A 14,398-nucleotide genomic window follows, 5' to 3' on the forward strand; every position below is an offset into this window, starting at 1 on the left:
GGGCATGGCAAAGCCACGGCGGAACGACATCAGGAAACCCCACCCCGAGGAAGCGCTAAACAAGAAGAACTCCCGCATCCAACAGCATCAACCAGCTGTGCGGCAACCACTTCCTGGGCAGTGCCGGTAACCGGGCGTCAGGTTGAGCACCAAACCCTCACATGTAGGGACCTGTCGCCACTCTCCACGCCGTCTCACCAGGTGCTACATCGCGCCAGGCGTGTCCAGGATGTGGCGAACCGGCCCCTCTGGAGGGCCGGTTCACTCCCCGTGGGGGAGACCGGAACCGTCATCGTCGTGCCTTTCTCCAAGGGAGTTCATAGGAAATGGGCGGGTGAGGTCACGGCAGCAGTCGGGTGGATAGAGTCACCGGTGAGTTGGGGCGGGCGCTGTACGTAGTCTGCGGCTCGGAGATGGCGCAGGCCGGCCCCGGAAAGGAATCCCCATGAAAATCCCCGGACTCACGCAGCATCGAAGACCACGCCGGATTGCGATGCTCCTTGCGCTCAGCCTTCCCCTCTCGCCTGTGACTGCCTTGCCGCTCTCCGCGCCGGCCGTCGCTGCGGAGAGCAACACGGCTTCGCCACGGGCGGGTTCGGAGGCCACCGCTTATGCGGAGGCGGCGAGGACCGGTCAGCGGGTGGAGGTGATAGACCGGCGCGAGGAGACGCTTGAGGTCTTCGCGAATCCGGACGGCACCACGACGCGCCGCTCGTACACCACTCCCGTCTGGTCGAAGTTGGAGGGCGTGTGGCGCAGGACTGATCCGACGCTCGCCAAGCAGGCCGACGGCAGCATCGCGCCTCTCTCCCCCGCCTTCGGCATCACCTTCTCCGGCGGCGGGACCGCCCCGCTGGCCACCATGGACAAGGCCGGCAAGAAGCTTTCGCTGACCTGGCCGACGGCTCTGCCCGAGCCGGTCCTGGAGAAGAACACCGCGCTCTACCGCTCGGTGCTTCCCGGTGTCGACCTGAAGGTGATCGCCGAGGTGGACGGTTTCGCCGAGCACCTGGTCATTCACACCGCCGAGGCAGCAGCGAACTCTGCCCTGAAGAGCATCAAGTTCGGCATCCACACCGAGGGTGTCACCGTCGATGACGATGCCGGTGACAACCTGCTCGCCAAGGACGCGGCCGGCAACATCGTCTTCAGCGCACCGCAGCCCAAGATGTGGGAACAGCCCGCCACACCCGACACCGCGACCGGCCTGGCCCCCCAGATGACCCAGGTGAGCGCGGTCGGGGAAGAGCCGGAGACGGCAGAGCAGCCCCAGACCGCTTTGGTGGGCGCCGACGTCTCCGGGAGCACGCTCATCCTGACGCCCGATCCAGAGCTTCTGGCATCGGCGGACCAGTTCCCGCTCGTCGTGGACCCGCCGTTCACCGGCGGCTACCGGGAGCGGTGGGCCGTGGTGTACTCCACCTTCCCCAGCGAGTCCTACGTCAACGGATCCGGCTGGCACTCGGACAATCCCGCTGACGAGCCGCGGGTCGGCTACAACGGCACGGGCAAGACCCGCTCCTTCTTCGCCATGAACACCACCGGGCTTGAAGGCTCCACCATCATTCACGCCACGTTCGCCGTCCAGGAAACCCACTCCTGGGGCTGCGACGCATCCGCCGCAGGGCTCACGGAACTGTGGGCAACCGACAGCATCAACACCGCCCCCACATGGAACAGCCAGAACACCACCTCGTTCTGGAACAGCAAACTGGATGCCGACGCATACGCCCACGGCAACCCCACGTACTGCCCCGGCGTCCAGGGCCATGACTACCAGAGCGCGGCCCTGACCAGCTACGTGCAGATGGCGGCGAACAACAGCCTCGGATACCTCACCTTCGGCATGCGTGCCGACGCCAGCCACGAGGGCGACGTCGACAGCTTCAAAAGGTTCCGGAACAACCCGGTCCTCGAGATCGACTACAACTACAAGCCGACCGTCGACACCTCCGCTGCCTTTGAGGGTACCTGGGCCCTCGGCGGAGACGGCAACAAGCAGGTCGCCTGCGGCGGTGTGATCGGCAACAACGGTCTCGCCCTGACCGCCAAGGTCACCGACAAGGACGGCGGCAACGTCGGCGCCTACTTCACCATCCGTAACGCCGGCGGCACCGTCGTCTCCTTCGGCTCGAACCCATCACTGGACACGGTTGCTTCCGGCCAGACCGCCTCGGTCACCATGCCGCACTCCCAGCTGGCCAACGGAACATACTCCTGGACGGTCCAGGCCAAGGACCAGGAAGGAACAGCAAGCGCCGTCACCACCGCGTGCTCCTTCAACGTCGACCGCGACGGCCCTGCCGACCGGGTCACCGTGACGAAGCTGGGCGGCTCGGCAATCAGCGCTGCCAGCTTCCCGGCCCGCAAGGCAGCCGACCTCAAGCTCCATCACGCCGCGAGCGACCTCGCCGGGTTCTGCTACACCATGGACTACGAACTGTCGACGTCCAGCACCCGCTGCTACCGGGGCACCTGGGTGGACGCCCTCGCGGACAACACGGCCCGCATCACCGTCACTCCCACCGGACGGCCCCTGAGCAAGCTTCACGTCGTCGCCTACGACGACGCAGGCAACCACTCCCCCGTCGACGGAACGCTCGACACGGTGAGCCTCAAGACGACTCCCGCCGACTTCGTCTACGCCCCACTCACCGACCCGGGATCCCCCGGATACCGGCACGACCTACCCGGTGACGTGACCGGCGACGGCCACGCCGACCTCGTCGCCACCACATCCTCGGCCAAGCTCCTGCTGTACTCAGGAGACGGAACCGGAGAGATCAGCTCCAGCGGCACACAGATCGGCGACGGCGGATGGAACGGCGCACTCATCACCCACCGCGGTGACTACGCCAACTTCAGCGACCGCACCTTCGCACCGGATGGCTACGAGGACTACCTCGTGCGCCTCCCCGACAACAAGCTCTGGCTCTACCCCAACAACGGACTCGGCGTCCCCATGGTCGACACACGCCGAGAGCTCATCCACGGCTACGACGGTGACTGGAGCCGACTCAAGCAGATCGTCTCCGCCGGCAACATCGACGGCAAGCCAGGCAACGACCTGGTCACCATCGAGTGCATCGACGACCCCTGCTCCAACGCTCAGGTCTGGCTCTACAGCGGAAAGCTCTCCACCGACGGATCACCCGACCAGGCCGAACCCTTCGACCTGATCAACCGCACCAAGATCGGCTTCAGCGGCTGGGCGTCCTACACCAACCTCTCCGTCGGAGACCTGACCGGAGACGGCATCGCCGACATCATCGGACGCAACCCCAACATGGGACAGCTCCTCCTCTTCGCCGGCGAAATCATCAACGGCGCCTACTCCTTCAAGCCCTACACCGTCTACGGCACCAGCGGCTGGGACAACGCCAACAGGCCCCGTCTCACCTCACCCGGCAACATCCACGGCAAGGTGAAAGAAGAAGAGCCCTACAAAGACGACGACGGCACCCTCACCCCCTACAGCCGTTTCCAGCCGACCACAGGCGAAGGCTACGGCGACATCTGGGCCACCACACCAGCGGACGGCCGCACCGTCACATACGCCGACGCCACAGGCGCCACCAAAACCACCACCTGCCCCACCGGCTGCCTCCTCTTCTACCCAGGCTGGCCCTCCGGCGGCGCCAACCGCCTGCCCAAACTCATCGGCAGCAGCAGCTGGGCCACCTCCATAACCAACATCTACTAACCCCCCAAACACGAAGCAGAGAACGCCCCGGCCGACGGCAGAACAACGTCCCGGCCGGGGCACTCCCACAACGGCACCTCCCCGGCGGCGCGGCACCAGGCTTTGGCACCTCGGCGCCTTTGGCAGTGCGGCCGATGAAGCGGTCCAGGCCAAGTCCCATGCCAGCCGTAGGGCGGCGCGTCAACATCGAGTTGGTTTTAAGATCACATCTTGTCTGTAGACAGGGACCTGAGGAGACAGTGACTCGTAGGGGGCGGTGCTCTCCGGCGACTACCAGCTCCCCTGCTCCACGCGCTCCGCCAAACGCGGCCGCCGTCGAGAAGCGGGCCGCCGCCGCCCGCGCAGATGGCCGACCACCAGGGCGCCAGTCACGCCCGGATCGGCGCGAACCGGGGTACGTCCTCGAGCCCGACGTCCAGGCGCAGGCGCTGGAACCGGAGTGGGTGCCGGAAGACGCCTCCGCGGTCGATTGCGCAGTCGGCGCTGACCTCGGCGACCAGGCCGGGGTGGACCCCCAGGCCGTGACCCCATGCGCGGGCCAGGCGACCTGCCGGCCGGCGTCCGGCGTCCGGCGTCCGGCGTCCGGGCGCAGGGTGCCACAAAAGTTGGACCGGCGCTGATCAAGGCCCCGTGGGGCCCAGATCAGCGCGGAGCCAAGGGAGGAACTACTCCTCGGAATCGCGGCCGTCCGCGTCGACTTCCTGCTCGACGTCGGTGACCTGAATGTTGTCGGCGCTGGTGTTGCCCTCCGAGAGGACGGATACCGGGACGCGCTTGGCGTTGACGAGGTTGAGGACGTCGGTGTCGGCATGCGCCGGCACGGTGGCAGCCAGCAGGGCGCCGCTCGCAGCGGCCACGGCGAGGATGCCAGAGGTGATCTTCATGGCCTGCGTAACGACCGGCCCGTACGACCGTCACCCGCGGCACCCGCCAAACTTGCGGGCCAAGGAGCCGAAGGCGGGAGGTTGGGCGGTATGCGACGCGCAGGCCGGGCTGCGGCCACGCGTATGCGCGGTAGACGACGAGGGTGGAGTCGTTCAGGTCGACGTCCACCTGATAGATCACCCGGCCATCCGCCGGGTCCTGCCGTGCCAGGACGGCGGCCAGCCGCCATGCGTGTCGGCTGACCACACGTAAAGCGCGGGGCGGTCCCCGCCGGGCCAGGTCCAGATCCGGGGCCTGGGGCCGTCCTCGGGCCGCCACGGCCGCGCCTCGACCGGCTCGGCGATCTTCGCCCGCTCACCGCGGCCCGCCTACGCCGCTTCCTCTTCCGGAGGGCGACCCTGCTTCTCAGAAAGCGGGCGATCTCGCGGATGAGGGGGTGTCAGGGCCTTTACCTGTCCTGCTGCGACGACGGTGCAGCTTGATACCGCTGCTCCAGCGGGGCTGTGTGCTCATGGGGCAGGTACAGGGTGCGGTCGGGCGCGAGGATGACGGTGGCGTCGGTCAGGCCGTTCCAGCGGTGGCCGCGGCCGTTGTAGCGGGGGGTGAGGTAGGACCATTCGAGGTTTCCGGCGATCATCGCCTCCAACGCGTCCACGTAGGCGTGGAGGCCGCTGTCACGGCCTGCGAGGCCGGCGCGCAGCCTGGTGGTGAGGTGGTCGAATTCGGCTTCGGTGCGGTGGACGGTCGCGGCAATGCGGTCGACGGCGGCTTGGAGGTCGCCGCCGAGCGGCTTGACGCGGAGTGGGTCCGGTCCTGGTGGGAGCAGGCCGACGCGGCGCTGACGAAGCTGCTGCTGTCCTTCCTCCCGACGCACGGCTTCCCGCCCGGCCACAACGCCGTGATGCCGCAACCGACGACAGCCACCAGGCGACGGACGCGCTCGTGGACCTGACGCCGATCCCATCTGACCTGACCACGCTCTACTGGGTGATCAGCGAGGCTTCGCTGCCCGACGTCGACAGCGGGTACTTCATCCACTCACCTGCGACGGCGGCGGAGCACTTCCGCGAGTACGGCCCCGCTCCGATTGATGGCGAATCGATCGCGCTGGTCTTCGCCAGCGACGGCGGGGGCCATCTGTTCGCGATCGGAGACAGCGGACAAGTCTGGAAGTCCACCACGACTTCCTGGTTGGACGACTACGAGGTCGCCGCGTCCAGCTTGCAGGAGTTCCTCGAACAGCTCGGCCGGCGGATCGCGAACCAGCCCTGATCATCGGCCGAGGAACAAACCGGCACCCTGCCCCACGGAGGTCATCGCACTCCAGACTGGGAATCGCGAGCAGGTGTGGGGTCACCCCTGAGCAGGGTGGCCGAGACGCCGCTAGGGTCTGCTCTCCGCCGATGCTTGCAGAGGTGCCCGGTCCAACGCCATGCGTGCTCGCAGCAGCAGCCCTAGGACTGCGCTCTCTGACGGCCATTCGGAGCCCATCAAACGGTTGCAGCTCAGGTGCACGAAACTTGCGGCGTGATGCGGCAGGGGTGTCGCGTGCTGTCCATCATGGCGAGGTGCGACCAAGCTTTCGCGTACGACGCCCAGTTTGCGGCGCCGGGAGTTGAGGATGTCGGCCGCAGCCATGCCTCCGGCTTGGGGAGGTGGATGCTCCGGACGGGCCAGGAGGTGACGGAAGTCCTCCTTGCGCCGCCGATACTCCCACCCGGTCTCGCGATTGGCGACGACGTTCTCCCCATACCAGTGAAGGCGTTGGGCTTCGTCGAGTCCCAGACCGGCGAGCAGATCGTCGGTGTTGAGCATCGCCAACAGGGTGGGATCGATGTCCGATCGCGCCCGCTGCCGAAGGTGCAGGAGGTCGGCGACCGCTCGACTGTCGGCGCAGAAGAGTCTCTCCGCCGCCGTCGTGCCCCGGAGGCCGCCGTACCGTTCCATCTCGCGCTCATAGGTGTCCAAGCAGAAATGTGCGCAGATTCCCTCGGTCATCAGCCCTGACGCCCATGAGAACAGCTGTGGCGCGAGTTCGTGGGTCAGCCGCCCGGGATCTCCACGGAAGCGCAAGCGGACATGGAAGTCGGGATCGGCGTAACGGATGAAGAACCAGTCTTCTGCCAGACCGCTCTGGCATACGAACTGGCAGAAGGGAGCGATGTGGCCGGTAATCAGGTCGTCCGCGAATACCTTGGGGCAGTACAGCTTCGTGAACAGCCAGTCGCTGCCGGGTGGGCGCATCCGCTTGCTCAGGGGGATCAAGGGGACAACCGGCACCGCAGGTACCGCGGCCGACGGTGCAGCCACGCGTGGGGTCTCGCTCGCACCGGCGCCGCGCTGCGCCATCGGTACCACCAGCTCGATCACGTGATGCCCCTCCGGGCCGCGGGTCCATGCCTGCTCGGGGGACGGCAGGGCCTCCTGCAGCAGGGCCCCTTGTCCGCGGTCGTAGACGGCGCGCAACTGCTCCACCTGGGCTCCGTTCTGGAGGTCCAACAGCAGTCGGTTGTCTCCCTCGGTCAGGTAGACATACCGGGGGACCTGCCACGCCTGCTGCCAGTCCCTCAAGCCCCGCGCGAAGTCGTCGGGCGACTTGGACGGCAGTTGGCCGTCGAGCCGCCACTGGGCCGGAGCGAGAACGATCCGGCCCCGTTCCACCCGCGGCAGGAACGGGAAGTCCGCAGCTGGCCCCCAGTCGAAGCCGCTGAACTGCGCCACTCCCGCCCGGGTCAGCTCATCGAGAAAGTGGCACACAGCGGGCGCCTGGAACGAGTTCAGCATGTGTCCCGCGCAGGCGAGCACTTGCGTCTCCCCCGCGGGCCACCACAGGCGGAACCGGCCGTCACGCACCGATACGGTCAGGTCCGCGACGGGAATCACGCGTTCGGGCGGCCCTCCCGCCGTGGCGCCTACGGTGATCTCGTGGTCACGGACTAGGGGACGGACGGCCACATTCGCCGAGCGCAGCCGGTGCGGCAGATAGCTGAGTTCCGCCCACAGGCGGTCGGGGGCGCGGGTCTCCTCGGCGTCGGCGGCCTGGCGGAGCACCGTCTCGGCTTCGGGACCCAGCAGCTGTGCGAACCTGCCGAGGTTGCGTCCGGCCGCGGGCGCCCCGAGGTTGGGGCCAACGATGATCTGGAACTCACCAGCGTCGAGGGATGATGGGGATTCGGCGGCGACGAAAAGCGCGATGTCCAAAGAGGGGGGAAACGTTGCCTGCTCCGGCGAGCAAGTCCGCAGCCGAGCCAGGGTCTCATCGGTCAGCCGGACGACCTGGCGGTGCTCACGCATGGCGTCCAGGGCCAGGTCGCGCAGGGTTCGTTGGCGTCGCGCGAAGGCGGCCGCGTCGATGCTGGCCGGAAGGGCGCCCTGGCTGTGGAGCGCCGGCGGACCGAGGCCGAAGTCCGGGTTGATCAGCTCCAGCAGAGGCACTTCACGGCCCGCCCCGTAGCGGTGCTCGAACGCCTGCCGGTACGCGTCCAGGTGCGGGGGACCGGCCGGCCAGGGGCTCAGCGTCAGCAGCAGCTGCGCGGCACGAACGGCCTCCTCCCCGACAGCCTTGTTGATCTCACGGCCCGCGAGCGGGAGAGCCATGTCGACCTGGATCGGGGTCCTGGAGAAGTTGGAGTGGGCCGATCCGGCCAGCGCCAGCAGCTCGCGGTGCGCGGCAGGTCCGCGCTCCGTGGCGAGTCCGCCCCAGGTTTCCATGGCGTCCAGTACGCGTCGCACGGAGGCGCAGGCTTCCTTCGCGGCGGGTATCGCGCTGAGCCTGTCCAGCACGTGATGCGCGGGGCTGGCCACGGTGAGCGGAGGACGCAGATCGGTCAGCAGAACCGTTTGCTCCCACAATTGATCGATCAGTCGCCCGGCCTTCTCCGGGGTCGCACCCGGTGTGGAGAGCAGCCCGTCGACGAGCTCGTCGTAGGCGATCGGAGTACGCGCCAGGGCGAGCGCACGGCGCACCGCCGGCCCCGCGCGAATCGAAACCCCAGGGTCGGACTCGGCCGATCTTCCGCCGGGTGCTCGCTCCACGAGGAACACGCGGCCGGCATGGCAGAAGGCTCCCGAATGGGCAAAGAAGCGCAGGTGTCTACGGATCTCCGGCCGCGCCTCCAGCGCGAACACCAGACTCAGCAGCCATTCCATGTCCGGCCGCGTCTGTATCACGGGCGCCTCGGCGGACAGCGCGAGGTCGGTGCCAGATCCCCAACGGGCGAGCCCGACCCCGGCGAACAGCCCATAAGGTGTCGGCCTGGTCGACATCCTGATCAGGTAGCGAAGGAGCTTGCCGCGGAGAGCGGACACCTTCCCGCCATCGGCCTCCGCTCGCTCCAGCGCCTCGAAAAGGTCATTGCTCCCCACCGCCAGCGCCCTGCGGACGCGGGGGTCACGAGGCATGAGCTCCGCCGCGTCCGCGGCGGAGCGGCTCCCGTCGGATCCCGCGGCCCCCTCACCGCCCAGGGAGAGATACGCCTCGACGGGAAGCAGCGGCGCCCGTACCAGGATCCGGTCCAGCACCTGGTAGCGGGGCATCGCCCGAGACCCGGGTCGGGGCGTGCTCCGGTCGCGGCGCACGGTCGGTTTCGTCATCAGAGAAGTCCTTCCGTCAGGCGAGGAGGAAGAGCCGATCCCAATCCGGCCGCACCCCGGTACTCGCGGCGAGGAGGGCCAGAGCGACGCCGGGTGAACCGATCAGGAGTCCGGCGTGGTCGATCCGCCGGTTTCCGGGCTCCAGATCGCGGTAGCCCAGCAAGGAGTCCGGCTCGTACCGCTCGAGAATCTGATCGGTCAAGGTGTTCGCCCACCGAGTGAACTCGGGGCGCCCAGTGTCGTGCGCGAAGCGCAGGGTGACCTGCAGCAAGCCCGCGACGCCATGGCAGAAAGTGGGCGAATCGATACCACGTTCGGCGGTGTCCCGCCGATAGACCTCGGCCATGCCGTCGATCGCCAGGTCGCACAGGCTCGGTTGCCCCAGGGCCCGGCCGGCGAGCCAGAGGGAACGAGCCACCCCGGGGGTGCCGTAGCACCAAGCGGTATGGCTCGTCGGCGGCCTTTCGAGCTTTCCCTCGGACGTGAGGGGAATCATCGCCGGCCAGCTCACTCCCGTGTCGGTCTCCAACCGATGGGCGACCAGCCATTGAGCCAAGTGCCAGACCGTTTCCGACAGGCCCGGAATCTCCACGCCCTCTTCCAGGGCGAGAGCCATCAACGCCAGTGGGCCCGGCACTCCATGCGCCAGCCCGCAGTTGAGCACGCCATGGGGATACTGTCGCGCCGTAGTCTCGTCGCCCATCAGATGCGACGGAGTGTGCCAACGAGGAAGCCCGTCTACCTCTCGGGCCATCGAGACCAGACCGGTCAGCACCGCGTGCAGCCCGTCGGCCGCTGCGCCGTCCTCCCGACGCGCGAGCAGCCGGGCACCGATGCCGGTAAGGCCGGAAATGAGGTCGAACACGCCGACATTCAGGCCGCCCTGCTGGGCCGACAGCTCATCGGAGAGCTGGACTGTCCGGGGGAGCAGGGCGGCATCGATGGCGTGCACCAACCTTTGGTAGCGGGTGTTTCCGCGGGACAGTGATTCCGCGGCGAAGGCCAGGCCGCTCAGTCCCTCGAAAAGTGCCGGGGGCGGCCAGGCCACCTCCTGCACCGCGTTCGCCGCCGTACGCAGGTACCGGTGTGCGGCGATGTCCCAGCCTTCGTCCGGGAAGCAGGAGTCGGCGTATCCGCACATGAGGGCCAGCCCGGCGTCTCCTTGGGCCAGGCTCCACGGCACCCAGCGGGCGGTTAGCGGAAAGGCCGTCTGTCCGGCCGCGGCGGCCGTCGCCGCCATGACGCGCTCCGGGGTCCGCACCCGCTCGGCGACGTCCCGGGCGACTGCCGACGCACGGGCCGTACGCGCTGACGAGAGCGGCGGCGTCGCCCACGCAGCAGCCCCTTCCACCCTTTCGTGTTCTTCCTTCACCTGTCCACGCCCCTGGTCAAAAGCACCTGCGGGTGGGGCAGGCGCCTTGCGTGGGCAAAGGTATGCATCGCGCCGGACAGGTGTACTGGACACAGGTGTTACAGGTGACTTCGTTGCACTGCGTGGCGCAGGTGACACAGGTCTGGCATGTGTGCTGGTTGCACTGGGTTTCGCAGGTATGGCAGGTGGCCTGGTTGCACGTCTGCGCACAGGTCTGCGGACACGTCTGGCAGGTCCCGTAGCCTTCGCAGGTATTGCCCTGACATGTGTTGCCGTTGCCCGGGCAGGTATGAAATTGAACGTGGGTAGGACAGGGGTAGGCAGGTTGGGTAACGCCCCCGCCGCCCCCATTGCACCGCTGATCCGCCGTGAGATAGGTCCGCGGCCTTAGCCAGAGCTGCGCCCAAGCAGACAAGCCCGATGCCTCGATCGCCTGCGGACCGACCCTGATGTCCATGTCGAACTCGTCCGGAGGCTCGCCCGCCGGACTGATCCGGCTGTACTGGATACTCGCGTCCCGTTTGATGTTCGCGCTTGTGGCGTCAAGACCCACGAAGGGCGGCTGGTCAGCCGAGATCGGTTCGGTGTGGACGACGTCCTCGGCTTTGAACTCGGCGAAATAATCGAGATCGGTCGAGAAGTAGATCCGCTGATACCCTTCCCGATCACTGTTTCCCAGCAACCCTCGCAGATTTACCGTGCGTTGCGCGGGCTCCGACGGATCGGGTGCGACGTGCTCCACGAAAGGATCTTGGCGCCCGCGCTCATCGTCGCCCGATCGCCCTTCGCCGTGAGGTCGTGGCCGTTCGTCTCCCACCGCGTCCTCCCTCTGGCGCCAGCCCCGGCCGGGGAGCATCCCCTCGCGCCTTGGCTCTGGAGAGGGATGAGAGATGGAGCAGGCAGGACACGACTACACGACCTGCGCAGCTCCATGCGTGGACCTGGGCATGACTGAATGGTCGAGGTGACTGGTTGAGGGCCTCTGTGCACGAGGCCGGTTGGGAGCAAGCGCGCCGCAGACTCGGCCGACAAGGACCGGTCCCCACGCCTTGCCTAATATCCAATTGATCAATAAATGCACCTTTTGTCAAACCGGAAAGAAGCGGGAGACGGTTTCGGCGCTGTCACCGGGCCAGGGGTACAGCCCTATCTCCCGGCAGGTCCGTTGCCGCGGACGTTCCTTCGCGGGTGTTGTCGAGCAGTTCCTTCTCCAGGACGGTCGGGGCCTGCTCCGGGTCGGCCGGCACCAAGCGGTCGGCCCACTCGCGGGCGGTGGCGCAGGAGTCGGGTTTCACGCTCTCCGGGGCGCCGGTGTGCCAGTCGTGGCCGCCGTCCCACCGCTGGGCGAAGTTCGCGACGCCGTCTCCGGCGGCTCCTCAGCAGCGGGGCGCAGGAGTTCGGCAGGGACGGCGCCGAGGACCAGATGGGCGCCGTCGCCTCCCTTGGCCTGGTTCTCACGTAGGTCGGCGATGTTGCTGGTGGTGGACTTGTGATCCCGGCGGCGTACTTCGCGCGCGAGGTACCAGCACAGGGCGGCGGCCGGGGAACCGTCTGGCTCGGCGGCGGCGAGTTCGGTGAGCGCCGCGATCGGTTTGACGACGTGGCAGGCCGGAACCACCGCCGGCGGTACGCCAGGGCGCCATGCCGCGATCGCATCGCGGTCACGCAGGGACCAGTACGGCGCCGGCTGCCCGAGTACCGCCGCGAGCGGGGCCCACCTCGTCTCGTACTGCTCGTGGCCGCCGATGTCGTACGCGATGAGCCGCGGCACCTCGTGGTCGACCACCTGGGTGCCCGCCTGCGCCACAACCACACACGCATACCGGCGGGCGAGGCGCTGGCCGTGCCGGTCCACCAGCGCGTTGACGACCGCCGAGACTGTGGCGTTCCCGTCGATCAATGAGTGGGCCAGGCCCACCCCGCCGCGGCCGGTGTCCCATCGCAGCACCGCATAGCCGCCGACGAACTCCACCCCGTCGAACCAAGCCTCCTCGCCGGAAACCACCCGACCCTCGAGCCACCGCCCTCCCGCCGTGCCCAAACCGTCATCGTCGTCCTGCGCCGAACGCCGACTCAACAAACCCACGCTCCTACTCCCTCCCCCGACAAAGCACGCGGTTCCGCCCGGCCCGATCAAGGCCCAGCGCCATGCGCCAACCCCATCACCCTTCCCCACTCAACCCTCCAATACTGGCCTTCTTACGGGCCCACTCCCGCATCGCCCGGGTCGCGGAGCGAGAACAGGCCACCCGGATCACCTGGTGCCAAGTAGAGCGATCCGGCGGGCCCGTACAGGGACATCTGCTCGTTGAGCGCCATCGAGACGTACTCCATGCGCAGCACGTCGGCGGCGACGTGCGGGTGGGCGCGCAGCCGCTCTTCGTGGCGGTCGCGGGAGGCGCAGTCGCCGGAGAACGGGCACATGGCTTCCCTGTCAAGTCTGTGCGTGTTGCGCTGCTACTTCTGTGCCGCACTCGGAGGCGTCGTAACCCGTGTATTCGACCTGCCACTGACTCCGGACGGTAGCCACTGGGGTGTCCGGGTTCGTTAGCTGTTGCTGCGGGGCTTGGGAAGGTGGAAGGGGAGGAAGGCCAGCTTGATCTCTTGGTTGGGGTCGCTGGTGGCGGTGAAGACGAAGTCGTGCCGTTCGCCGGGAACCTGCCGCCCTTCCCGCTTGTAGCTGGGGTGCTCGCGGAACTTGGCGATGGCCTTGGTGATTGCGTCGCTGGGCACTCCGGAGCGAATGAAGAGGACCAGGGCTGCTTTGGTGTCGCGCCAGGTCAGGTAGCTCAGCAACTGGTCGAGTGTCTCGGTGATGGTCTTGGGGCCGCGCCAGATCTTGCACTCGCCGATGAAGATGTGCCGGTCCTCGACGCGGATGAGGATGTCTGTCTTGCCGACGTTGTTGAAGACCTCGCCGGCGGCCTGTCCCTCGAAGTGGCTGTTCAGCTGGACAAGGAGCAGGTCTCGGATCTGCTCCTCCCCCATCTTCGCGACCGTGGTGGGGGCGCGTTCGAGCTGGTTCCGCTGGTGCCAGAGCACTTCGAGTGCGGCTTCGTATTGCATCTCGTCGAGGGCCGGCTCCGGCCGGAACGGCTGAGCGACGGGGGTGGTTCGTCGAGGAACGATCCGCTTTCGGGTGATTGGGGCCGCGTAGGTGTCTGCGTCGGAGCGCTTCCGCATGGGGAAGCCCAGGGATGCCTGGAGGTTGCGGTTGGCCAGGGCTCGCTCCTTGCGGGCCTGGACTTCGCTGACGATCCGCTGGCCTGCTGCCTCGTTGTATGCGTGGACCTGCCTTGTGCTCCAGTCCAGCCATTGCTGGATGTCGTCGAGCTGTTTGTCGACACCCTGCCGGACGACGCTCGGGGCGGGATTGACCGGTCCGCTCCAGTGGATCCTGAGCTCGCCGCTCCTAACCGTGGCCGTGGGCGGACTGAGCGTGAAGTGGTCGGGCCGAAGCCCCAGGAGTTCCTGGTCACCGGTGATGGGAACGACCAGGGTCACGGTCGTCACCTTGACGTTGACGGCCTCGCCGAAGTGGCGGGTGGTCATGAAGCTGTCCTCGATCGGTTCGGCGGTGATGCCATCCCGGTCGAGGACGATGGGCTCGACGATGAACCGTTCCCTGAGTGCCTCGTAGACGTCAGCCTGCGGAAGCGTCAGCAGTTCGTTCTCGTTCCATCCGGCGACCGCGCTGGCGATCTTGCCGAGCTGGTGGTTCAGGGTTTCGGCGAGATCGCCGTTGCTGAAGAGCCTGTTGCCCGGGTTCATGGGCCCAGTGTGAGGGGCGGCAGTGACAAACGGCCCCGGCCTGGCATCCGGCTCCTTCAGCTCTGGCAGCCGCA

At 67.6% G+C, this 14,398-nt stretch carries 11 protein-coding genes; 2 read left to right on the forward strand and 9 right to left on the reverse strand.

Going from position 1 to position 14,398, the window contains the following annotated elements:
- Window positions 1–526 precede the first annotated feature (526 nt).
- Window positions 527–3,703, forward strand: a complete 3,177-nt coding sequence (locus ACZ5VC_RS30810) for a hypothetical protein (protein ID WP_469123259.1) — start codon at window positions 527–529, stop codon at window positions 3,701–3,703.
- Window positions 3,704–4,368: 665 nt separating this feature from the next.
- On the opposite strand, the gene ACZ5VC_RS30815 is transcribed toward ACZ5VC_RS30810, so the two are convergent.
- The gene (locus ACZ5VC_RS30815; RefSeq protein WP_469123260.1) at window positions 4,369–4,587 is read right to left on the reverse strand and encodes a hypothetical protein; all 219 of its coding nucleotides are present in this window, start codon (window positions 4,585–4,587) and stop codon (window positions 4,369–4,371) included.
- A 449-nt stretch (window positions 4,588–5,036) separates the two neighbouring features.
- The gene (locus ACZ5VC_RS30820) at window positions 5,037–5,462 is read right to left on the reverse strand and encodes a hypothetical protein (protein WP_469123261.1); all 426 of its coding nucleotides are present in this window, start codon (window positions 5,460–5,462) and stop codon (window positions 5,037–5,039) included.
- A 68-nt stretch (window positions 5,463–5,530) separates the two neighbouring features.
- Between ACZ5VC_RS30820 and ACZ5VC_RS30825 the strand changes: the two genes are divergently transcribed.
- Entirely contained in the window at window positions 5,531–5,860 is a 330-nt protein-coding gene (locus ACZ5VC_RS30825) for a hypothetical protein (protein ID WP_469123262.1), read from the forward strand.
- A 111-nt stretch (window positions 5,861–5,971) separates the two neighbouring features.
- Here the strand turns inward: ACZ5VC_RS30825 and ACZ5VC_RS30830 are convergent, their stop codons facing one another.
- From ACZ5VC_RS30830 to ACZ5VC_RS30860, 7 genes are all read right to left on the reverse strand, one after another.
- The gene (locus ACZ5VC_RS30830) at window positions 5,972–9,181 is read right to left on the reverse strand and encodes a lantibiotic dehydratase (RefSeq protein WP_469123263.1); all 3,210 of its coding nucleotides are present in this window, start codon (window positions 9,179–9,181) and stop codon (window positions 5,972–5,974) included.
- A 16-nt stretch (window positions 9,182–9,197) separates the two neighbouring features.
- Window positions 9,198–10,421 carry a lanthionine synthetase C family protein gene (locus ACZ5VC_RS30835; RefSeq protein ID WP_469123264.1) on the reverse strand — a complete coding sequence of 408 codons (1,224 nt, stop codon included), beginning with the start codon at window positions 10,419–10,421 and terminating at the stop codon, window positions 9,198–9,200.
- A gap of 148 nt (window positions 10,422–10,569) precedes the next feature.
- Window positions 10,570–11,295, reverse strand: a complete 726-nt coding sequence (locus ACZ5VC_RS30840; RefSeq protein WP_469123265.1) for a hypothetical protein — start codon at window positions 11,293–11,295, stop codon at window positions 10,570–10,572.
- A 382-nt stretch (window positions 11,296–11,677) separates the two neighbouring features.
- Complete coding sequence (locus ACZ5VC_RS30845; protein WP_469123266.1) at window positions 11,678–11,848, reverse strand: hypothetical protein; 171 nt, start codon at window positions 11,846–11,848, stop codon at window positions 11,678–11,680.
- Window positions 11,845–12,594, reverse strand: a complete 750-nt coding sequence (locus tag ACZ5VC_RS30850) for a hypothetical protein (protein ID WP_469123267.1) — start codon at window positions 12,592–12,594, stop codon at window positions 11,845–11,847. The genes ACZ5VC_RS30845 and ACZ5VC_RS30850 overlap by 4 nt, the downstream gene beginning before the upstream one ends.
- Before the next feature lie 158 nt (window positions 12,595–12,752).
- Entirely contained in the window at window positions 12,753–12,977 is a 225-nt protein-coding gene (locus ACZ5VC_RS30855) for a hypothetical protein (protein WP_469123268.1), read from the reverse strand.
- A gap of 123 nt (window positions 12,978–13,100) precedes the next feature.
- Window positions 13,101–14,324 carry a hypothetical protein gene (locus ACZ5VC_RS30860; protein ID WP_469123269.1) on the reverse strand — a complete coding sequence of 408 codons (1,224 nt, stop codon included), beginning with the start codon at window positions 14,322–14,324 and terminating at the stop codon, window positions 13,101–13,103.
- Between the last annotated feature and the right edge of the window lie 74 nt (window positions 14,325–14,398).

It is taken from the genome of Streptomyces sp. NPDC033174 (assembly GCF_055577795.1).

Bases quoted from the DNA above. Each gene is read 5' to 3' on its own strand.
- ACZ5VC_RS30815 (WP_469123260.1), bottom strand. From the start codon at position 4,587: ATGAAGATCACCTCTGGCATCCTCGCCGTGGCCGCTGCGAGCGGCGCC.
- ACZ5VC_RS30830 (WP_469123263.1), bottom strand. From the start codon at position 9,181: ATGACGAAACCGACCGTGCGCCGCGACCGGAGCACGCCCCGACCCGGG.
- ACZ5VC_RS30835 (WP_469123264.1), bottom strand. From the start codon at position 10,421: ATGGCGGCGACGGCCGCCGCGGCCGGACAGACGGCCTTTCCGCTAACC.
- ACZ5VC_RS30855 (WP_469123268.1), bottom strand. From the start codon at position 12,977: ATGTGCCCGTTCTCCGGCGACTGCGCCTCCCGCGACCGCCACGAAGAG.
- ACZ5VC_RS30860 (WP_469123269.1), bottom strand. From the start codon at position 14,324: ATGAACCCGGGCAACAGGCTCTTCAGCAACGGCGATCTCGCCGAAACC.